The organism is Pseudomonas sp. FH1, from assembly GCF_000510895.2.
GTDB lineage: Bacteria > Pseudomonadota > Gammaproteobacteria > Pseudomonadales > Pseudomonadaceae > Aquipseudomonas > Aquipseudomonas azotoformans_A.
Genome location: NZ_AOHM01000016.1, coordinates 48427 through 73029, shown reverse-complemented (window position 1 = coordinate 73029; position 24603 = coordinate 48427). Strand labels below are relative to the sequence as shown.

The window sequence follows — 24603 nt, the reverse complement described above, 5'->3', positions numbered from 1 at the left end:
TTAACGATGATGGGGGGACATCTGGATAAACGCAGCGGCCTCACGTTTTTCGCCGGCAAGCCGGCTCCTACAGAAGACGAAAAGCGTATCCACGATGCGAAGCGAGTCGCTTTTGCTCTGGCTTTTGATCTTCGGCGCCCCGTAAAACCACGCTGGCCGAACGCAGGCTTTGGAGCGTGGGTAACCCGGCAGGACGCCGGGTTAGCCGCGCTGGGCCAAGGATGGCCCATCGCGGCGGCCCACGCTCCAAAGCCGGAGTGAGGGCACACCGAGCCTAGGCGAGGTGCCGAGTGGTGGGGCGAAGGCCTTTTGCTTACTTTTGGGCCTTTCCAAAAGTGAGCCGCTGTAAGAGCGGAACCATAAGCCGCCGTTACCGAAGAAACGGATATGTACCCAAACAACCCGCTCAAGACACCACCTCCCCAACAACAACCCCATCCACCCACCACCGCGCCAACCCCAAAACATTGGGCGCCTTGAGCAACGTAAAGTGATTCCCCCCGCCATACCAAACCTGCAACCCACTCCCCTGCCGCCGCCACCCCTCAACCATCAACCCTTGCTCCCGCTGATTCCCCGCCGCATCCAACGCCGGATCCTCAGCCAACACCAACCGCACCACACCGTTAAATCGCGCACCCGGCCGATACCGCGTACGCAACGCCGCCGCATAAGTCCGCGCCGGCCCATCCATCGCATCCACAGCCGACCGCCCCGGCAACAGACCAACGCCAACCATCCCTGCGTGTAACTGCCGCCGCTGCGCCACCTCATCCGCTCCTGCAAAATCCCCCAGATCAATCCCCAGCGACATACCCGCAGACAACTGCATCGCCTCAATCAACCGCATCAACGCAGCCGTCGTCGTATAAGGCCTGACGGCGCGCTCCGGAGACTCACTGTCAATCACCGTCAACGAAGCCACCTCCCGCCCCGCCGCCTGCAACCGCAACGCCATCTCCAGCGCAACCCAGCCCCCAAACGAATGCCCCACCAAATGCACCGCCCCCTGCGGACACTCCTGCTCCAACCCCTTCAAGTAACAAGCCGCCGCCGCTTCCACCTGACTATGGGGCACCGCCTCACCGTCCAACCCACGCGGCTGCAAGCCAAACAACGGCCAATCGCGTCCCAACGCCTCACTCAAGCCAATAAACCCGGTGACGCTGTCCCCCGCCCCCGGCACACAGAACACCGGCGCATACCCTGCCCGGCCACTCTGAATCCGCAGCAAGGGCTGATGCGGTGCCTGAACCTGCGGCGTGCACGTCACCAAGGCCTCAGCCATCGCCCGACCCAGCGCCTGGATATGCGGCGCCTGCATCATGCTCTGGTGATCCCCCGGCACCGCCGCCTGGCGCAATTGCCCCGGCGCCAACACCTCATTCCAACCCAGTGTTTCACTGCGCCGCGACAACTCGGTCGGCCGCTCACTCGCGCTGAACAGATGCACCGCGATCGGCAACGGAAACAGGCTGTAATGGGCCAGCGCATGCCCATGCCCCACTTCCCGCTCGATATAGTTCAAGAGGTCCGCATCCGTCGCCGCTGCCATTTGCGCGTGCAGCACACCTTCATCGCGACAACGTTGCAACAGGCCTGCAAAGTCCAGCTGTCCAACCTGCGCCTCCAACTGCCCAAGGCTCGCCAGTTCATCCACACCTCCCTGTGCTTTCCAATGCGCCGTGCACTGCAACAGCAAATGCCGCTTGAGCGCGTCCGGCCCGCTCCATCGCGCCTTGCCCTGGTCAGTCATGCGCGGTACGTAGCTGTCGATCAAGCCGAGGAACTCAACCGGTTCATCCAGCCCGAGCAGTTGCATCGCCACTTCATAGGCCAGCACCCCGCCAAACGACCACCCGGCAACCCGGTAAGGCCCATGGGGCTGAATGCCTCGGATCAACCCGACCAGCCGCGCAGCCAGACCTTCCATCGTGTTCAGATGCGGTTCGCCCAGCGCCACGCCCGGCAAGCCATAGATCGGATAGTCACCCGGCAGATGCTGGCCGAGCGCCGGGAAATACACGTCCATGCCGCTGAATTCGTGGACCAGGAACAACGGCGCTTGCGAACCACCGCTGCGTACCTTGATCACCGACATGTCACGCACCGGCTCATCCGTACGCTGGCGCAGCATCGCGGCAACGGACGCCACACTGGCATGCTGGAACAGCTCAGCCAGGGACACCTGCAACCCCGCTTCTTCCATCAGGTTGACCAGCCGGATCGCCAGCAATGAATGCCCGCCCAACTCGAAGAAGCTGTCATGACGACCGACCTGTTCCAGCTTCAACACCTCGGCCCATAGCTGGGCCAGGGTGTGTTCCAGCCCATCGGCCGGCGCCTCGAACTCACGGCGGTTGAACGTTTCCAGGGCCGGCACCGGCAACGCCTTGCGGTCGACCTTGCCGTTGGCGGTCAACGGCAGCTGATCCAGCGGCACAAAGGCCGACGGCACCATGTATTCCGGCAATTGGCCTTGCAGATAGGCGCGCACGCTGTCGAGGTCAACAGGCTGATCAGCCCAGGTGAAATAGGCCGCCAAGCGCTTGTCGCCCGGCGCATCTTCGCGAGCAAGCACCACCACGTCCTGGATACCGGCGAAGGTCGCCAGGCGCGCTTCGATCTCGCCCAGCTCGATGCGGAAACCGCGGATCTTCACCTGATCGTCATTGCGCCCGATGCAGTCCAGCAGGCCGTCCGCCGTCCAACGGCCAAGGTCGCCTGTGCGGTACATCAAGGCGTGCACATTCAACGGATCCTGCACAAATTTTTCAGCGGTCAGATCAGGTCGATTCAGATACCCCAGCGCCACGCCATCCCCGCCGATGCAGATTTCACCGGTCACGCCCACGGGCACCGGCTGCAGGTGCGCATCCAGCACATGAATCTGCGTGTTGGAAATCGGCCGACCAATCGGCACGCTGTCGGCGTCCTCGGCCAGCGCGCGCACCTCATAGGTGCTGGCGTAGGTGGTGGTTTCGGTCGGCCCATAGCAATGCACCAGGCGCAACGCGGGCGCCTGGGCCAACAAGCTGCGGAAGGCGGCCGGGTCGGCACGCTCGCCGCCGCATAGCAGGATGCGCAAGCCCGCCAGGGCCTGGGGAATCAGCTGCACATACTGGTTGAACAAGGCCGTGGTGACGAACAGCACCGTTGCGTCCGCCAAGGCCACGCCGAAGGCTGCAGGATCCAGCAAGGTGGCGTGGTCGATCACCTGCACCTGGCCGCCGTTGAGCAGCGGGCCCCACACGTCCATGGTGCTGGCGTCGAATGCCGGGTTGGAGGCGAAGGCCACGCGGTCGCTGGCGTTGAAGTCGGCGTAGCCGTTGTTGATCACCAGCCGTGTGATGCCACGATGGGCCACCAACACACCCTTGGGCGTGCCGGTGGAACCGGAGGTGTACATGATGTACGCCACACTGTCCGAGGACTGCGACAGGTCGGGGTTATGGCTGGGTTGTGGGTCGAGGACCAAGGTGTCCAGGTCCAACCGCTGTACACCGTAGTCGACGGCCATATCGCTGCGGGTCAACAACCAGGCGGCGCCGCTGTCCTGCACCATGAAGCCCTGGCGTTCGACGGGTGCGTTGATGTCCAGCGGCACATAGGCGGCGGCGCATTTGAGCACGGCCAGATGGCTGATCAGCAGGTCCAGGCAGCGCGGCAGCAGGATCGCCACGTTATCGCCGGGACGCAACCCAAGGCCCAACAGGTGATGGGCCAGACGATTGGCACGGACATTCAGCTCGCCATAACTCAGTGACTGCCCGCCATGCAGCGCCGCCAATGCGCCAGGACGCGCCTGGGCCTGGGCTTCGAACAGGCGTTGCACGGTGTGTTCACGCGGGAATGGTCGCGTGGTTGCGTTGAACTCCAGCAGTTGCTGGCGTTCGACGTCAGGCAGGATCGGCCAGTGGCTGATGCCCACCGCGCTGCCCTGTTCCAACGCCTGCACCACCTGCTCCACGGCAACCTGCAAGTAGCCGCACAACCGGCGTGCGCCCTGCCCCACGACTTTCAGCGAGAACCCCTCACCCAGGTCATCCACGCTCACTGACAGGCCGTAGTTACTGTGCTCTTCCGCCTTGAGCAGCCGAATGCCCTGCCATGCTTCGCTGGCAGCCTGCGGCGCACTGTGGCGATAGTTGAACAATGTGTCGAACAGCGGCGTCGCCGCCGGCACGCCGCTGCAGCGTTGGGCCAAGGCCAGCGGCGCCTGTTCATGGCTGAGCAATTGGTTGAGACGTGCATGGGTAGCCCGCAGCGCGTCGCGCACCGAGTGTTCACCCAGGTCGACCCGCAGCGGCAAGGTATTGATAAACACGCCCATGGCCCGCTCGGCGCCTTCACCACCTTGCAAGCGGCCGAGCATCACGCTGCCGAACACCACGTTGTCGCGGCCCGAGACCTTGCCCAGCACCTGGGCCCAGGCCAGGTGCATCAGGCTGGCGGCGCTGACGCCGGATTGCCGCGCTTGGGTGCGCAGGCGTTGGCTCAATTCCGCATCCAGTGGGTGTTGAATCTGCTCATTTTCGCCCAGGCGTTCGACCTGGGTCGGCTCATCGATATCACCGAGCATTTCGCGGAAGAACACTTCGTGATCCTCTGCACCGACGCGGGTCTGGGCCACATAGTTGCGGTACGGCACCGCCACGCCCAAGGTGTGTTGAGTGCCCATGAGGAACGCCTGCATCTCCTGTTGCAGGATCTCCAGGGCGATGTGGTCCATCACCAGGTGGTGGAACAGCAACGAGGCACTGTGCGCATTGACCACCAGGCGCATCAATGGCGCTTGCGCCAGATCAAGCCGTTCCGGCACCGCGCCGTGTTCGACACGCAGAGACGCCTGGCGCCACACCACCTGCACCGGTTCTTCCAGGCCGTCCCAATGGAACGACGAACGCAGGATGTCGTGGCGCTGGATCACCGCCTGCAAGGCCAGGGCGAACGCCTCCAGGCGCTGTTGGCTGTCGAACGCAAATTGCGCGCGCAGCACATAGTCGTCAGCGCCTTGCACCGCACGATGCTGATACAGCATGCCGGCCTGCAACGGCGCCAGCGGGTAGATATCCTGCACATTCGCCGCGCCGCCCGGAATGCAGGCGACGATACGCTCGATGGCCGGCTGATCCAGTTGAACCAACGGCAACATATCCGGGGTGATCAAGGTGCAATCAAGCGCGATGCGATTGGCCGGCACCGCCACTTCCCGACCGCCACCCAAGGCCGCCGCCAAGGCCGACAAGGTCGGCTGACCGAACAACACCTTCACGTCCGCCGACAACCCGAGGCGGCGCATACGCCCCATCAGGCTCACCGCGAGCAACGAGTGTCCGCCCAATTCGAAGAAGTTGTCGTGACGGCCCACGCGCTCCACGTTGAGCAACTCGGCCCACAGGCTGGCCAGGGCGATTTCGGTGTCGCCCTGAGGCGCCTCGTATTCGCGTACCACCACCGACTCCAGACCCGGCGCAGGCAAGGCCTTGCGGTCGAGCTTGCCGTTGGGGCTCAGGGGCAAGCTGTCGAGGTGCACAAAGATCGCCGGCACCATGAACTCCGGCAGGTGCTGCAACAGGTGCGCGCGCAACCCGTCGATCTCGCTAAAAACCCCGGTGTAGTAGGCGATCAAACGATTGTCGCGGGCGATCACGGCGGCTTCGTTGACCGGCGGATACTCAGTAAGGCGTGACTGGATTTCCCCCAGTTCAATGCGCAGGCCACGGATTTTCACCTGGTCATCATTGCGCCCCAGGTACTCGATCGTGCCGTCCGCCAGGTAGCGGCCCACGTCGCCGGTGCGGTACAGGCGACCGTCGGTGAACGGGTCCTTGAGGAAACGCTCGGCGGTCAATTCCGGCCGGTTCAGGTAACCCCGCGCCACTTGCACGCCGCCGATGAACAACTCACCGACCACCCCCAACGGCACCGGCTGCATCTGTGCATCCAGCACATACATGCGGGTGTTGGCGATCGGTTTGCCAATCGGCGTGTTGTCCGGCGTCACCGGGCCGGCGCAGTTCCACGCGGTCACGTCGACGGCGGCTTCGGTCGGGCCATACAGGTTGTGCAATTCGCTGCCCGGCAACTGCTGCTTGAAGCGCCGCACCAGGCTGCCCGGCAAGGCTTCGCCGCTGCACATCACCCGCACCAACCCTTTGGCTTGGCTGACATCGCCATGGGCCAGGAACACATCCAGCATCGACGGCACAAAGTGCAACGTGGTGATCTGCTCGGCGGCGATCACTTCGCACAGGTACGCCGGATCTTTGTGGCCGCCAGGACGCGCCATCACCAGGAACGCGCCGGTGAACAGCGGCCAGAAGAACTCCCACACCGACACGTCGAAACTGAACGGGGTTTTCTGCAACACCCGGTCATGGGCTTGCAGGCCATAGGCGTCCTGCATCCACAGCAGGCGGTTGACCACGCCGGGATGGTCGTTGATCACGCCCTTGGGTTGGCCGGTGGAGCCGGAGGTGTAGATCACATAAGCGCTGACGCCTTCTACACCGGGGTTGTCTTGACGTTGGTGCTGCCAGGTCGACCGGTCCAGATCGACCACCGGCACATCCCCCAGCAACCCGCGTGTCGCGCCCTGGGCCAACACCGCGACCGGCGCGCTGTCCTCCAGCATGTAGGCAATACGCTCCAGCGGATACGCCGGATCCAGCGGCACATAGGCCGCGCCGGCCTTGAGAATCGCGTACAACCCGATGACCATCTCCAGGCCACGTTCCACAAAGATCGCAACCCGTGAATCCGGCTGAACGCCGATTTCCAGCAGGTGATGCGCCAACTGATTGGCCCGTGCATTCAGCTCGGCATAGGTCAATACAAGGTCATCCGCCTTGACGGCGATGGCATCCGGTGTCCGCGCCACCTGCGCTTCGAACATAGCGTGCACAGTCTGGTCGAGGTCGTAGGTCACCTCGGTAGCATTGAAGTCGAACAGCAAATGCTGACGTTCGCGCTCATCCACCAGCGGCACCTGTTCCAGCACCGCCTGGTCGTTATCGACCATGGCCTGCAACACACGGGTGAAATAGCCGACATAACGCTGCACCGTCGACTCATCGAACAGCGCCACCGCATACTCCAGCGCGCCGATGATCGTGCCCTGCACTTCGCTCAAGTCCAAGGACAGGTCGAACTTGGCAAAATGGCTGTTCTCGACGATGCCTTCCAGGGCCAGGTCGCCCAAAGCCAGGGTCGGCGCGCTGCTGTCCTGCCAGGTCAACAGCGTCTGGAACAGCGGGCTGTGGGCCAAGCTGCGCGGCGGCCGGGTGATTTCTACCACCTGCTCGAACGGCAGATCCTGATGGGCCTGGGCTTCCAACGCCAGCGCCTTGACCCGCGCCAGCAGCGCCTCGGTGCTCAGCTCGCCGGAGGTGTCGATGCGCACGGCCAGGGTGTTGACGAACAGCCCGATCAGCCCTTCCACCTCGCTGCGCGTGCGATTGGCGACGGGCGAGCCGATCACCACATCCTGTTGCCCGGACAGCCGCGCGAGCAGTGAGGCCCAGGCGCTCATCAAGGTCATGTACAAAGTGGTGCCGTGGCGTTGGCTCAAGGCCTTGAGCCCGGCGGTGAGGCGTTCGTCCAGGCGCACCTCGACACTGCTGCCGGCGTAGTCCTGTTGCGCCGGGCGCGGGCGGTCAGTGGGCAAGGTCAGCAAGGCCGGCGCACCGGCCAGCGCCTGCTGCCAATAGGTGCTCTGGCGATGCAGCACTTCGCCGCTCAGCCACAGGCGCTGCCACACGGCAAAGTCGCCGTACTGGATCGGCAGCGGCGGCAATGGGTCGGGCTGGCCGTGGCTGAACGCCTGGTACAGCGCCATCAGTTCGCGGGTGAGCACGCCCATGGACCAGCCATCGGAAACGATATGGTGCAGAGTCAGCAACAGCACATGGTGGTCGTCGGCCATGACCATCAGGCGCCCGCGCAGCAGCGGGCCACGTTCCAGGTCGAACGGCGCCGAGGCCTCGCCGTGGATCAACGCATCCAGCGCCTGCTGGGGTTGCGGGTGGCGACGCAGGTCCTGCACTTGCAGGGGCAGCACGTCTTCGGCGGGTACGATCAACACTTGGGCGTCATCGCCGTGCTGGGCGAAGCGGCTGCGCAGAGTTTCGTGGCGCGCGACGATGCGTGCCAGCGCCCGTTGCAGCGCCTCGACATGCAACTGCCCACGCAAACGCAGGCCGATGGGGATGTTGTAGGCGGTGTTGGCGCCTTCCATCAGCGCCAGGAACCACAGGCGCTGCTGGGCAAAGGACAGCGGCACCTGCTCGTCACGATTGGCCGGCAGGATATCCGGCAAGGTGCTGCGGCCAGACCGGGCCAGCACCTCGGCAACGGCCGCCAGTTCGGCGTTGGCAAACAAATCGCCGAGCAGCAACTCGACACCGAGGCGCTGGCGGACCTGCGAGACCATGCGCATCGCCAGCAACGAGTGCCCACCCAGTTCGAAGAAGTGATCACGGCGCCCGACGCGCTCCACATGCAGCACATCGGCCCAGATCTGCGCCAGTACGCTTTCAATTTCGCCTTCGGGTGCCGCGTACTCGCGGGTAAACACGGCGGCCATGTCCGGCGCCGGCAAGGCCTTGCGGTCAAGCTTGCCGTTGGCGGTCAGGGGCAGCGCGTCCAGCTTCACGTAGGCGACGGGCACCATGTAGTCCGGCAGGTGCGCTACCAGCTGGGCGCGGATATCGCCCACGGCCAATGGGTCGAGTTGGCGGTTTTCGGTGAAGTACGCCACCAGCCGTTCTTCACGCACCAGCACCACCGCTTCCTGGATGCCTGCCACTTGGTTGAGCTGGGTTTCGATTTCGCCCAGTTCGATGCGCATGCCGCGAATTTTTACCTGGTCGTCGTTACGCCCCAGGTACTCGATGTTGCCATCCGGCAGCCAGCGCGCCAGGTCGCCGGTGCGGTACATGCGCCCAGTGTTGAAGGGATCTTGCAGGAAGCGTTCGGCGGTCAGTTCCGGGCGGTTCAGGTAACCCCGCGCCACGCCTTTGCCGCCCACGTACAACTCACCGGCCACGCCCAATGGGACGGGACGCTGGTGCTCATCGAGCAGGTAAACCGTGGCATTGGCGATGGGCTTGCCGATATGCAGCGGTTGGCCGGCCTCGACCTTGCCCGAAGTGGCAACCACGGTGGCCTCGGTCGGCCCGTAGTTGTTGATCAAGTCAAAGCGCTGCGCCCGGTTGTACTGGCGCAGGCGATCGCCACCGATCAGCAAGGTGCGCAGCGTCGGGTGCTCGATCTGCTGGCTGAAGGCGTACTCAGCCACCGGTGTGGGCAGGAAGCACACGTCCAACGGCTGCGCGCACCACCAGGCCAACAACGCGTCGATATCTTCGGCGCCATCATGGGCCGGTGGCAGGTGCAGCGTCGCGCCCACGCACAGCGCCGGCCAGACTTCCCAGGCCATCGCATCAAAGCCGAACCCGGCGACGCTGGCGGTGTGGCGTCCGGCGCACAGGTCGAAGGCGTTGCAGTGCCAGTCCACCAGGTTGGCCACGGTGTGATGCTCCACCATCACGCCTTTGGGCAGGCCGGTGGAGCCGGAGGTGTAGATCACATAGGCGAGGTTGGACGGGGTGACTGCCACCGTGGGGTTGCTCGCCGAATGGTGCTGCCAGGTGTAGCGGTCGAGGTTGATTACCGGCACTTCCAGGGCCGGCAAGCGTGCGAGCAAGGCCTGCTGGGTCAACACCGCCACCGGGGCGCTGTCGGTCAACAGGTAGGTGAGGCGCTCGGCCGGGTGCGATGGGTCCACCGGCACATAACAGGCGCCGGCCTTGAGGATCGCCAGCAGACCGGCCAGGGTGTCCAGGCCACGGCGCGCAACGATGGCGACGCGGTCGTCCGGCTTGACCCCCAGCGCCAGCAGATGATGGGCCAGCAGGTTGGCTTGCTGGTTGAGTTCGGCATAGGTCAGCTGACGGCCCGAATGCACGGCGGCAATCGCGTCCGGCGTGAGGGCGGCCTGGGCTTCGACGCGAGCGTGCAGCGTGGTGCCCTGGGGAAAATCCGCTTGCGTGGCGTTGAAGTGTTCCAGCAGCAAACGCTGTTCATCGGCATGCAGCACCGACACTTGGTTGAGCGCGGTGTGCGGCGCCTGTTCCAACGCGGTCACCAGGTTGTCCAGGGCGGTTTGCAGGTAAGCGCAGACACGCTGTGGATCGACCTGGGTGGTCGCCAGCAGACGCAGGATAAACCCATCGCCCAGGTCATCCACGCTCAGGGTCAGCGGGTAGTTGGTGCGTTCATCCGAACGCAGCGTCTCGATGCCCTGCCACGCGGCCACGGCTTCGCTGCTGGTGCCGGTGCCGCTGTGGCGATAATTGAGCAACGCGCTGAACAACGGCGTCGGCGCCACCACCCCACTGCACCGTTGCGCCAGAGCCAGGGGCGCGTGTTCGTGGCGCAGCAGCGCGGTGAGGCGCGTGTGGGTGGCCTTGACTGCGCTGCGCAGGTCGCCGCCGCCCACGTCCACACGGAATGGCAAGGTATTGATGAAAATCCCCAAGGCGCGGTCCGTGGCATGTCCACCTTGCATACGGCCCATCAGTACGGTGCCAAACACCACTTGGGATTTGCCGGCCAGCACGCTCAGTACCTGGGCCCAGCCTAGGTGGAACAGGCTGGCAACGCTGACGCCCAGCGATCGAGCCTGGGCGCGCAGGCGCTGGTTGAGCGCGTCCGACAGCGGCCAATCCAGTTCATTGATGTCACGGCCATCGCCCTGCACATCCTGCAAGCCGAAGGGCAAGGTCGGCTCGACCACATCGCCAAGCATCTGCTGGAAAAACGCCTCATGCTGTTGCTCGCTGACACCCAGCCGCGCCTGCGCCACGTAGTTGCGAAACGGCACGGCGTGGCCCAGTTGCCCGGCGTGGCCTTGCAGGAACGCCTGCATTTCATGGCGCACCACTTCCAGGGCACTGTGATCCAAGGCCATGTGATGGAACAGCAGCATGGCGACGATGCGCCCCTGCGCCGGATCCTTCGCCCAGGCCAGGCGCAGCAGCGGCGCCTGGGTCACGTCCAGCCGATAATGGCGAGCATCGAAGCGCGCGTGCAGTTGGGCAGCAATATCACCGTCGGCCGGGTCGAGTTCCAGCGCCTGCACCGGCAGCTGCGCGCTGCGCCAGACCACTTGCGACGGCTGTTGCAATCCGTCCCAGACCACGCCGGTGCGCAGGATGTCGTGACGGTCGATCACCCCCTGAAGGGCCAGGGCAAACGCCTCGAAACGCTCGACGCTGTCGAAAGCAAACTGCGACTGCATTACATAGGGGTCGCCCTGCTCGGTGCTGACGTGGTGAAACAGGATGCCTTCCTGCAGCGGCGCCAGCGGGTAGATGTCCTGGATATTCGCCACGCCGCCGTCGACCGTGGCGACGATACGGTCGATCTCCTCCTGGCTCAGGTCGGACAGGGTCAACATGGCCGGCGTGATCCGTTCGGCATTGGCCGGGATGCCATTGGCCGGCACCTCGTTGGCGGCCGAATACTCGCCGGCCTTGATCAGTGCGATCAGCGCCAGCTTGTGTTCACGCAAGGCGGCGAGGATCACCGGGTCGCTCAGCGCTTGCTTGTTGCCTTGCACCGACAACTGCTCGCCCTTGAGCGCGAGTTGCACGTCCTTGGTTTTCAGCGTCGCCAGCAGTTCGAGAATGCTCACAGGACGATCTCCATTTGTTCAGTCATCGCGGCGTAGCCAGCCAGGGTCGGCTGTTCGAACAACGCACGCACATCGGCTTCCATGCCTTCCTGGCGCAAGCGCCCGATCAAGCTCACGGCGAGCAGCGAGTGCCCGCCCAGTTCAAAGAAATTGTCCTGGCGCCCTACCCGCTCCACGTTGAGCAATTCGGCCCAGAGTTGCGCCAGGAGGATTTCGGTGTCGCCCACCGGGGCCTCGTACTCGCGCACGGTCAAGGCTTCGCTGCCCGGCGCCGGCAAGGCCTTGCGGTCGAGCTTGCCATTGGGGCTCAGCGGCAACGCGTCGAGGTGCACGAACAGCGCGGGCACCATGAAATCCGGCAGGTGGTGCAGCAGGTGTTCGCGCAGGTCCGTTGCCCGAACGCCGGTGTAGTAGGCGACGAGCCGGTCTTCGCGAGCCAGCACGGCGGCCTCGTTGACCTGCGGATGTTCCAGCAGGCGTGCCTGGATCTCACCGAGTTCGATACGCAGGCCACGGATCTTCACCTGGTCGTCGTTGCGGCCCAGGTACTCGATTGTGCCGTCAGGCTGGTAACGCCCAAGGTCGCCGGTGCGGTACAGGCGGCCGTCGGTGAACGGGTCCTTGAGGAAACGTTCGGCGGTCAACTCCGGCCGATTGAGGTAGCCCCGCGCCACCTGCACGCCGCCGATGAACAACTCGCCCACCACGCCCAAGGGCACTGGCTGCATCTGTGCATCAAGCACGTACATCCGGGTGTTGGCGATGGGTTTGCCAATCGGCGTGTTGTCCGGCACATCCGGGCGCGCGCAGTTCCAGGCGGTCACGTCCACCGCCGCTTCGGTCGGGCCGTACAGGTTGTACAGGCCGATGCCCGGCAGTTGCTGCTTGAAGCGCCGCACCAGGCTGCCCGGCAACGCTTCGCCGCTGCACATCACCCGTTGCAGACCGGCCGCCTGGCCGACATCGCCATGGGCCAGGAACACATCGAGCATCGAAGGCACAAAGTGCAACGTGGTGATCTGTTCGTTCGCGATCACCTCGCACAGATAGGCCGGGTCTTTATGCCCACCCGGACGCGCCATCACCAGGCACGCTCCAGTGAACAGCGGCCAGAAGAACTCCCACACCGACACGTCGAAGCTGAACGGGGTTTTCTGCAACACCCGGTCGTGGGCCTTGAGGCCGTAGGCGTCCTGCATCCACAACAGGCGGTTGACCACGCCAGGATGGTCGTTGATCACGCCCTTGGGCTGGCCGGTGGAACCGGAGGTGTAGATCACGTAGGCGCTGAGGGCCTGCACCTGTGGGTTGTCAATGGATTGGTGTTGCCAGGTCGGACGATCCAGATCGATCACCGGCGCGTTGCCCAGCAAACCACGCGTGGCGCCTTGGGCCAGCACCGCGACAGGCGCGCTGTCTTCCAGCATGTAGGCGATACGTTCCAGCGGATACGCCGGGTCCAGCGGCACATAGGCGGCACCCGCCTTGAGGATCGCGTACAGGCCGACCACCATGTCCAGGCCGCGCTCCACACAAATCGCCACCCGCGAATCGGCTTGCACGCCCATATCTATGAGGTGATGCGCCAGTTGGTTGGCCTGCGCGTTCAGTTCGGCGTAGGTCAATGCCAGCTCACCTGCCGTGACGGCGATGGCGTCCGGTGTGCGCAAAACCTGCGTTTCAAACAGGCCGTGCAAGGTCTGGTCGAGGTCATAGGCGACCTCAGTGGCGTTGAAACCCGACAGCAGTTGCTGACGTTCCTGAGCCTCCAGCACCGGCAGGCGATTGACTGCCAACTGCGGCGCCTGCTCCAGTGCGTCAACCAGCCCTTGCAAGGTCACTTGCAGATAACCGCAGAGGCGTTGCGCGCCAATCGACTTCGCGGTCATGGCAGCGAGACGGAAGCCGTCGCCCTGGTCGTCCACGTTCAGCGTCAACGGGTAGTTGGTGCGCTCCTCGCTGGCCAGGGTCTGGATGCCTTCCCAGGCCTGGGACACTGGCGCCTGCTGGCTGTCGCTGTGGCGGTAGTTGAGCATCGCGCTGAACAACGGCTGCGGCGCGGCGACGCCACTGCAACGCTGGGCCAGCGCCAGGGATGCGTGTTCATGCCCGAGCAGTGCAGTCAACCGCGCATGGGTCTGCTTGACCGCCACGCGCACGCCGCTGCCATCGATGTCCACGCGCAGCGGCAAGGTGTTGATAAACATGCCCAGCGCCCGGTCGCTACCTTTGCCGCCTTGCATGCGCCCCAGCAACACGGTACCGAACACTACGTTTTCCTGGCCGGAGGTGCTGGCGAGCACCCGCGCCCACGCCAGGTGGAACAGGCTGGCGGCGCTCACGCCGAGCAAGCGCGCCTGGGTCCGTAGGCGCTGGTTGAGCGTTGGTGCCAGGTTCAGCTGAACCTCTTCGATAGCATTGCCGTCGCCGCGCACGTCCTGCAGGCCGAATGGCAAGGTCGGTTCGTTGATATCGCCGAGCACTCCACGGAAGAACTGCTCATGTTCCCCCTCGCTGACACCCAACCGCGCCTGGGCCACGTAGTTGCGGTACGGCGTGGCATCGCCGGCAGGTTGTGGTTGCCCGAGCAGGCTGGCCTGCATCTCATGGCGCACACCGTCGAGGGCGGTGTGGTCGAGGGCAATGTGGTGGAACAACAGGATCGCGACCACGCGCTGATTGGCCGGGTCCGGCGCGTACACCAGGCGTATCAGCGGCGCCTGATTCATCGGCACACGGTACTGGCGCGGGTCGAAGCGCTGGTGCAGTTGGTCGATCACGTCTGCCTGCACCTGCAAGCGGGCCTCGCGCCACACCACTTGCAGCGGCTGGGCCAGGCCTTCCCAGACCACGGCGGTGCGCAGGATGTCGTGACGGTCGATCACCTGTTGCAGCGCCTGGGCGAAGGCATTCAAGCGGTCGAGACTGTCGAACGCCAGGTGCGGTTGCAGCAGGTAAGGGTCGCCCTGACCCGCGCTGATGTGGTGGTAGAGAATGCCCTCCTGCAACGGCGCCAGCGGATAGATATCCTGCACATTGGCGGCGCCACCGGGCACCTGGGCGACGACGTGGTCGATGGTCGATTGGTCGAGTTGCACCAAGGACAACAGGTCCGGGGTGATGCGCTGGCAGCCCGCCGGAATACGGTTTTCCGGCACCGACACATCGCGCCCACTGCCCACGGCAGCCGCCAGTGCGGCCAGGGTCGGCTGGCTGAACAGCACGCGCACATCGGCACTCAGGCCGACCTGGCGCATGCGTTCGATCAGGCTGACGGCCAGCAACGAATGGCCGCCCAGCTCGAAGAAATGGTCATGGCGCCCGACCTGCTCCACTTGCAGCACCTCGGCCCAAATGCGCGCCAGGGTGCTCTCAACCTCGCCTTGGGGTGCTTCATAATCGCGCGTCAGCAACGCCGCCTGATCCGGTTCCGGCAACGCCTTGCGGTCGAGCTTGCCGTTGGCGGTCAGGGGCAAGGTCTGCAGCTTCACATAGGCGACCGGCACCAGGGCATCCGGCAACTGGGCTTGCAGTTGCGCGCGCAGGGTGTCGATATCCACCGGTTGTTGCTCGGTGAACCAGGCAATCAAGCGCCCTTCGCGCACCAGCACCACCGCCTCACCGACGCCGTCCAGTGCGGCCAGGCGGCTTTCGATTTCACCCAGTTCAACCCGCACGCCACGCACTTTCACCTGGTCATCGTTACGCCCCAGGTACTCGATATTGCCATCCGGCAACCAGCGCGCCAGGTCGCCGGTGCGGTACATGCGGCCCTCGTTGAACGGGTCTTGCAGGAAGCGTTCGGCGCTCAGGTCCGGACGGTTCAGGTAACCACGCGCCACGCCGCTGCCGCCGACGTACAACTCGCCCGCCACACCCACCGGCACCGGACGCAAGTGCGCATCCAGCAGGTAGACGCTGGCATTGGCGATGGGCCGGCCGATATGCAGCACCTGCCCGGCGCGCACGCGGCCGGAGGTGGCAACTACCGTGGCTTCGGTGGGGCCGTAGTTGTTGATCACTGCAAAGCGGCGTTCCTGGGTGAACTGGCGCAGGCGATCACCGCCAATCAGTAGAATGCGCAACGTGGAGTGTTGCAGGTTCTGGCTGAAGGCGTATTCGGCCACAGGCGTTGGCAGGAAGCTGACGTCCAGCGGTTGCGCCAGCCACCAGGCGAGCAGCTCATCGATGTTTTCATTGCCTATATCGGCCGGTGGCAGATGCAGGGTGGCACCCACGCACAGCGCCGGCCAGACCTCCCAGGCCATCGCATCAAAACCAAAACCGGCGACGCTGCTGGTGTGGCCCGTCGCAGCCAGGCCAAAGGCCTCGCAGTGCCAGTGCACCAGGTTTTCCACGGTGCGGTGTTCCACCATCACACCTTTGGGCTGGCCGGTGGAGCCGGAGGTGTAGATGACGTAAGCCAGGTGCGCCGGGGTCAACGCGCTGAGTTGCGGGTTGCTGACGGCCTGCTGCTGCAAGCGCGGATCGTGCAGGTCGAGGGTGGCAACCGCGCCCAACAGGTCGCGGGTACTGGCTTCGGCCAACACCGCCACGGGGGCGCTGTCTTGCAGCAAGTAAGCGATGCGCTCGGCGGGATACGCCGGGTCGATAGGCACGTAGCCGGCACCGGCCTTGAGGATGCCCAGCAAGCCCACCAGCATCTGCGGACCGCGACGGCAGCACAGGGCGACGCGATCGTCGGGCTGCACGCCCTGTTGCAACAGATGATGGGCCAACTGGTTGGCGCGAATATTGAGCTGCTGGTAGGTCAGCGATTCGCCGTCTTGCACCACGGCGATGGCGTGAGGTTGGCGCTCGGCCTGGACCTCGAATGCCCCATGCACCGTGTGGCCCTTGGGGAAATCGCTGGCGGTGGCATTGAACTCGCGCAGCAGGGTTTCACGCTCCGCTGTCGGTAGGATCGGTAGCTGGGTCAGCACAGTCTTCGGTGCGTTTTCCAGCGTCTCGACCAACTGTTCGACAGCGTTATGCATATAGCCACACATGCGCTGGGCACCGATCTGCGGCAGTGCCAAGACGGTCAGGCCGAAGCCTTCGCCCAGGTCATCCACGCTCAAGGTCAGCGGGTAGTTGCTGCGTTCCTCACCACCGAGCAGTTGCACTCCTTCCCAGATGCCATGGCCGTCGCGGGCCATTTCGCCAGGCGTGCTGTGGCGGTAGTTGAGCAAGGCACTGAACAGCGGCGAGGCATTCGCCACGCCGCTGCAACGCTGGGCCAGCGCCAGGGACGCATGTTCGTGGCCAAGCAAGGCGCTCAAGCGCCCATGGGTCGCCTTGACCGCAACCGCAGCCGGCGCGGCTACATTGACCCGCAGCGGCAAGGTGTTGATGAACATGCCCAGCGCACGGTCCGCGCCGTCACCGGCTTGCATGCGGCCCATCAATACGGTGCCGAACACCACGTCGTCACGCCCGGACACCAGGCCCAGTACCTGCGCCCAGGCCAGGTGCATCAGGCTTGCCGCGCTGACGCCCAACTGCCGCGCCTGTTCGCGCACGCGCTGGGCCAGCACGGCACCCACCGGCCATTCGGCTTCTTCGATCTCACGCCCATCGCCCTGCACGTCTTGCACGCCGAACGGCAAGGTCGGCTCATCCACGTCAGCGAGCATGTCGCGAAAGAAGGCTTCGTGTTCCTCCACGCTGACACCCAGGCGCGCCTGGGCCACGTAGTTGCGGAACGGTGCCGCCTCGGGCAAGTCCTGCGCCGGGTTGAACAGGAACGTGCGCATCTCCTGGCCCACCACTTCCATGGCGGTGTGGTCCAGCGCCAGGTGGTGGAACAACAGGATCGCTGCGACGCGGTTATGCTGCGGATCCTGGGCGTAAACCATGCGCAGCAGCGGCGCCTGGGTGATGTCCAGGCGGTAATGGCGGGCATCGAAGCGCGCGTGCAGTTGTTCGATGACGTCGCCGTCCGCCGGGTCCAGCGCGATTTCCTGCACCACCAGTTGCGCCTCGCGCCACACCACCTGCACCGGGCTGTCCAGCCCTTCCCAGACCACGCCGGTACGCAGGATGTCATGGCGGGCCACCACCTTTTGCAATGCGCCCATGAACGCGTGCAGGCGCTCGATACTGTCGAATGCCATGCGCGATTGAAGCAGGTACGGATCACCCTGCTCGGCACTGATGTGGTGGTAAAGAATGCCTTCCTGCAGCGGCGCCAGCGGGTAGATATCCTGCACGTTCGCCGCACCGCCCGGCACGTTCGCGACGATACGCGCAATAGCCGTCGGGTCGAGCTGTACCAGGGTCAGCATGGACGGCGTGATCTGGGTGCAACCCACTGGAATGCCATTGGCTGGCACCACGACTTCCCGACCACTGCCCACGGCGGCGGCCAGCGCCGCCAGGCTTGGCTGGCTGAACAACACACGCACATCGCAGCTGAGGCCGACCTGGCGCATGCGCTCGATCAGGCTGACCGCCAGTAATGAATGCCCGCCCAACTCAAAGAAGTGATCGTGACGGCCCACGCGGTCGAGCTTGAGCACGTCCTGCCAGATCTGCGCCAGCTGGGTTTCCACTTCGCCTTCCGGCGCTTCGAAGCCACGGCTGAGCAGCGCACTCTGGTCCGGCACCGGCAGGCCCTTGCGGTCGAGCTTGCCGTTGGCGGTCAGCGGTAGCAGCTCCAGCCACACATAAGCCGACGGCACCATGTAATCCGGCAGGTGGCCTTGCAGGTGGGCGCGCAGTGTTTCGATGTTCAATGGTTCACTGGCGGTGTAGTAGGCCACCAGGCGCTTGTCGCCGGGCTCGTCTTCACGGGCCAAGACCACAGCGTCTTTTACGCCGGGGAAGCTGGCCAGGCAGGTTTCGATCTCGCCGGGTTCAATCCGGAAACCACGGATCTTCAACTGCAGGTCATTGCGCCCCTGGTACAGCAAGGTGCCGTCGACCTGCCAGCAGGCCAGGTCACCGGTGCGGTACAGCAGGCCTTCACCAAACGGGTTCGGGATGAATTTTTCGGCGGTCAGTTGCGGCTGGTTCAGATACCCCTTGGCCACGCCCGCGCCGCCGATGTACAGCTCGCCCACCACGCCCAACGGCACGGGTTGCTGGCGCCGGTCGAGCACGTAAGCCTGGGCATTCGCTATCGGGCGGCCGATGGGAATGCCGCCCTCGCCCACCGAGGTGATCTCGAAGGTGGTGGAAAAGGTGGTGGCTTCGGTGGGGCCATAGCCGTTGAGCAGGTGTTGAGGTTTACCGTGTTCAAGTACGCGGCCAATCACCTGCGGGTCCAGCACATCGCCGCCAACAATCAGGTAGCGCAGTTGGCGGAACACCGGCATCAGCGCGTCGGCGTACTGGTGGAACAGCCCGGCGGTCATCCACAACACGCTGACGGATTGCTCCTGCAATAACGACGCAAACGCCGCCTGGGACAACAGCACGCCATGCTCGACCACCACCACGCAGCCGCCATTGAGCAACGGCGCCCATACGTCGAGGGTGCTGGCATCGAACGCCGGGTTAGAGGCAAACGCCACGCGGTCGCGCGCGTTGAATTCGGCGTAACCGTTGTTGAGCACCAGCCGCGATATGGCACGGTGCGGCACTTGCACGCCTTTGGGCGCCCCGGTGGAGCCGGATGTGTAGAGGATGTAGGCGACGCTTTCGGCGGACTGCGGCAGTTCAGGGTTACGCGGCGACTGGGCGTCCAGGTTCAGGTCGGCCAGGTTGTTGAGCACCCGGTGCGCACCACTGTCCTGCACGATAAACGCTTGGCGCTCAACCGGCGCGTTGACGTCCAGCGGTACATACACCGCGCCGCACTTGAGGATCGCCAGCTGGCAGATCAGCAGATCGAGAGAACGCGGCAGGGCAATCGCCACGCTTTCGCCCGGTTGCACGCCCTGGCTGAGCAAGTGGTGGGCCAGGCGGTTGGCATGCCGGTTGAGGTCGCGGTAACTCAAGGACAGCTGGCCATGCACGGCCGCCACGGCTTCCGGACGGGCCAGCGCCTGGGCTTCGAACAGCTGATGCACGGTGAGCTGGGACGGGTATTCACGGGCGGTGGCGTTGAAGTCCACCAGCAATTGGTGACGCTCGGCGGCCGGCAGGATCGAGACTGCCTGCAACGGCGTGGTCGGCGTCTGCTGCAACGCGGTCACCAGATGGCGCAACGCGGTGAGCATGTACTCACCCACGCGTTGTACATCGAGGGTCGCGACGCCCTGTACGGTGAGCGCGAAGCCCGTGCCCAGGTCATCGACGTTGAGCACCAGCGGGTAGTTGCTGCGTTCTTCGGAGCTGAGAATCTGGATGCCGGAGGCGGCGAACGGGCTGTCTCCCGGCGCTTCCCCCGGTGCGCTGTGGCGATAGTTGAGCAAGGTACTGAACAGCGGCAGCGAGCCCGGCACGCCGCTGCAACGCTGGGCCAGGGACAACGAGGCGTGCTCATGCCCGAGCAATTGCGCCAGGTGTGCATGGGTGGCGCGCACGCCGGCTTGCACGCCGACCGTGCCGAGGCTGACCCGCAGCGGCAAGGTGTTGATGAACATGCCCAGCGCACGGTCGGCGCCCTCGCCGCCCTGCATGCGGCCCAGCAACACGGTGCCGAACACCACGTCCTGTTGGCCAGACACCTGCCCCAGCACCTGGGCCCAGGCCAAATGCACCAGGCTTGCAGTGCTGACACCCAATTGCCGCGCCTGTTCGCGCAAGCCCAGGCTGAGTGCCGGTTCCAGCGGCAGGTGAGCTTCAAGGATGCCACTGCCGTCGCCATTCACGTCCTGCAGGCCGAAGGCCAAGGTCGGCTCATCGATATCGCCGAGCATTTCGCTGAAGAAGGCTTCGTGCTGGGCCTGGCTGACGCCGAGTCGCGCCTGGGCTACATAGTTGCGGTACTGCACGGCGTCCGGCAGTTGTGCGCTGTTGCCAGACAGGCTGGCGCTCATTTCGTCCACCAACACCTGCAACGCGGTGTGGTCCAGCAGGATATGGTGCAACAGCAAGATGCCGACAAAACGGCCTTGATCTTCTGAGTAGGCGAAGCGCATCAGTGACGCGCGGGTCAGGTCGAGGCGGAAGTGACGCGGGTCGAAGCGTTGCTGCAATTGGGCAAGCGACTCGTCGCAACGCTCAACGGCCAAGTTCGCCTGGCGCAATACCACCTGCACCGGCTCGTTGAGGCCCTCCCAGAGAATCGCGGTGCGCAGGATATCGTTGCGTTCGATCACGCTGTGCAGTGCCTGGATGAACGCGTCCACCGCCGCCTGATCGTTGAAACTGAACTGCACCTGCAACACGTAGGGATCGCCCTCGGTGGTCGCCAGGTGATGGTAGAGAATGCCGGCCTGCAACGGCGCCAGGCCGTAGATGTCCTGCACGTTGCTGAGGCCACCGGGTACGCTCTGGATGATGTGATCGAGCGCCGCCTGATCCAGTTCCACCAACGGCACCATGTCCGGGGTGATGTGCTGGCTGGCCTGGGTGATCAGGTTGGCCGGGACCTGCACCTCCTGTTGCCCACCCACGGCTGCGGCCAGTGCCGCCAGGGTCGGTTGGCCGAACAGCACGCGCACATCGGCGCTGAGGTCGACCTGGCGCATGCGTTCGATCAGCTTGACCGCCAACAGCGAATGGCCGCCCAGTTCGAAGAAGTTGTCGTCACGGCCGACCTGATCGAGCTTGAGCAGGTCTTGCCAGATCGTGGCGATGGCGGTTTCCACCGCGCCTTGTGGCGCTGTATAGCCGCGACGGGCCAGGGCGTCGGCATCCGGCGCGGGGAGTGCCTTGCGGTCGAGCTTGCCGTTGGTGGTCAGCGGGAATTTATCCAGCTGCACAAAGGCGCTGGGCACCATATGCTCGGCCAGACTCTGCAGCAGATGGTCGCGCAGGTCGGCTGCCTGTAGTTCGCCTTCGGCAATCACGTAGGCCACCAGGCGCTTGTCGCCCGGTTCGTCCTCACGGGCGATCACTACGGCATCACGTACGCCAGGAGCCGTGGCCAGGCGCGCTTCGATCTCGCCCAGTTCGATGCGGAAACCGCGGATCTTCACCTGGTCATCGTTGCGCCCCAGGTATTCGACGCTGCCGTCGGCCAGCAGGCGGCCGAGGTCGCCGGTCTTGTACAGCCGCTGGCCGGTGGCCGGGTCGGCCAGGAAGCGCTCGGCGGTCAGCGCCTCACGGTTGAGGTAACCGCGCGCCACCCCGGCGCCGCCGACGTACAACTCACCGACCACCCCCAACGGCAGCGGCTCGCGACGCGCATCCAGCACGTACAACTGCAAGTCGGGAATGCGCACGCCAATCGGGCTGACGCCAACTAATTGCGCATCCGCCGCTTCAAGGGCGCGATAGGTCACATGCACGGTGGTTTCGGTGATGCCATACATGTTCACCAGTTGCGTCCCGGCGTTGATCGTCCGGGCGTACCACGGCTTGAGCATGCCCGGCTCCAGCGCTTCGCCGCCAAAGATCACCTGGCGCAAGGAGTGGGATTGCGGGTTCTGGCTCTGTGCCGCGATCAGTTGGCGGAAGGCGCTCGGCGTCTGGTTGAGGATGCTCACACCCGCTTCGCACAGCAGCGAATAGCATTCATCCGGCGAACGGCTGACCAGTTGCGGCACGATCAGCAACTGGCCGCCGTGCATCAGCGCGCCCCAGATTTCCCACACCGAGAAATCGAAGGCGAACGAGTGGAACAACGCCCATACATCGTTGGCGTTGAAGCCGAACCAATGCTCGGTGGCCGTGAACAGTCGTGCGACCTGGCGGTGTTCGATCATCACGCCCTTGGGCTGGCCGGTGGAGCCGGAGGTGTAGATCACGTAGGCCAGGTGGGCCGGGCTGACCCTGACCCGAGGGTTGACGAGGGACTCACCGCGCAAGCCATTCAGGTCGATCTGTGGCAGGTCGCCGACCAAGTGACGCGTGTTGGCTTGCACCAGCACCGCCACCGGCGTGCTGTCGGCCAGGGTGTAGGCAATGCGCTCCAACGGATAGGCCGGGTCGATCGGCACATAGCCGGCGCCCGCCTTTAGGATACCGAGCAAGCCAATGATCATGTCCGGGCCGCGCTCCACGCAGATCGCCACGCGGTCATCCGGGCAGATGCCTTGGGCCAGCAGGCGATGGGCAACCTGATTGGCGCGCTCGTTCAGCTGGCGTTAGGTGAGGTGCTGGTTGTCGAAGCGCAAGGCGATGGCTTCGGGCTGGGCGGCGGCGTGGGTTTCGACTTGCTGATGGATCAGGGCGGTGTCGGCGTAGTGCGCGGGGCTTTGATTGAGGCTGTGCAGCAGGGTGTGGCGTTCGGTGTCGGGCAGGATATTCAGGCCGCTGAGCGGCATGTCCGGTCGTTGCTCCAGGGCATCAGCCAGGCTTGCCAGGGCGGTGTGCAGGTAAGTGGCAACCCGTTCAGCACCAATGGACGCGTCGACCATCACGGTCAGCGCGAAATCCTCCCCCAGGTCATCGACGTTGACGGTCAGCGGGTAGTTGGTGCGCTCCTCGGCGCCCAGCACACGGATGCCCTCGGCCACCTCGATCACCTCGGCCATGTCCGTGGCGGCGCTGTGGCGGTAGTTGAGCATGGCGCTGAACAGCGGCGTCGGTGCCGCCACACCACTGCAACGCTGGGCCAGCGCGAGGGACGCATGTTCGTGATTGAGCAAGGTGGTGAGGCGTTCATGGGTGGCCTTGACCCCGGCACGCACGCCCTGTTCGCCCACATCCACACGCAGGGGCAAGGTGTTGATGAACATGCCCAGGGCTCGTTCACCGCCCTCGCCCGCGCCCATGCGGCCGAGCATCACGGTGCCGAACACCACTGCATCACGCCCGGAGACCACGCCCAACACGCGGGCCAGCGCCAGGTGCATCATGCTCGCCACGCTGACGCCAAGGGGGCGTGCCAGAGCGCGCAGGCGGCGGCTCAGTGTGCCGTCGACGGGGATGCGTGCCTCGTCGATGCCCAGGCCATCACCCTGTACATCCTGCAAACCGAAAGGCAGCGTCGGCTCATCGATGTCCGCCAGCATCTCGCGGAAGAACGCTTCGTGGGTCTGCTCGCTGACGCCATGGCGTACCTGGGCGATGTAGCTGCGAAACGGCACCGGCTCACCAGCCTGGGCGTGCTCGCCGGCCAGGTACAGCTGGATTTCATGGCGCACCACGTCCAGGGCGGTGTGATCGAGGATGGTGTGATGGAACAGCAGCGTCGCCGCCACCCGCCCAGTGTGCGAATCCTCGGCAAACACCAGTCGCAGCAGCGGCGCCTGGCCCAGGTCCATGCGATAACTACGCGGATCGAAATCAACCGCCTCGCAAGACAGGCTCGCCTTGCGCCACACCACTTGCAACGGCTCGTCGAGACGCTCCCAGACCATGGAGGTGCGCAGGATGTCGTGACGATCGATCACCCATTGCAGCGCTTCGGCAAACGCCTCCAGACGCCCACGGCTGTCGAACTCGAACTGCGCGTGCAGCACGTACGGATCGCCCTGCTCCGCCGACAGATGGTGGTACAGCATGCCTTCCTGAAGCGGCGCCAGTGGGTAGATATCCTGCACATTCGCCGCGCCGCCGGGGATGGCCGCGACAATCCGGTCGATGGCGGCCTGGTCGAGGCTGACCAGGGGCAGCATGTCTGGAGTGATGCGGTAGGCCGGGCTCAGCCAGTCGCCGCCATGCTCGGCCACCAGTTGGAGCAGCCGGGGCTTGTGGGCGATCAATTGATCCCACAGCGCATCGTCCATTGCTTCGTCATCGCCCAGGATGATCAGGTCGCCTTCTTCCAGTTGCAGACGGATCGCATGAGTGGAAATCGCTGCCAATAATTCGCTGAACTGCATGGGGTAACCTGCCTGATAAGTCACGGTGGAGAAGAAAGTCCGTTTTCAGCTGCCGCTTGAATCGGGTGCTGTGCGCCC

General features: G+C 64.7%; 1 protein-coding gene and 1 pseudogene. Both read right to left on the bottom strand.

Features of this window, described 5'->3' with window-relative positions:
- Positions 1 to 406: 406 nt before the first annotated feature.
- Positions 407 to 11701: a non-ribosomal peptide synthetase gene (locus H096_RS07030; protein WP_033897437.1), complete on the bottom strand. Its 11295-nt coding sequence runs from the start codon at positions 11699 to 11701 to the stop codon at positions 407 to 409.
- A pseudogene (locus H096_RS07025) lies at positions 11698 to 24525 on the bottom strand (amino acid adenylation domain-containing protein). The gene H096_RS07030 and the pseudogene H096_RS07025 overlap by 4 nt, the downstream one beginning before the upstream one ends.
- Positions 24526 to 24603 lie beyond the last annotated feature (78 nt).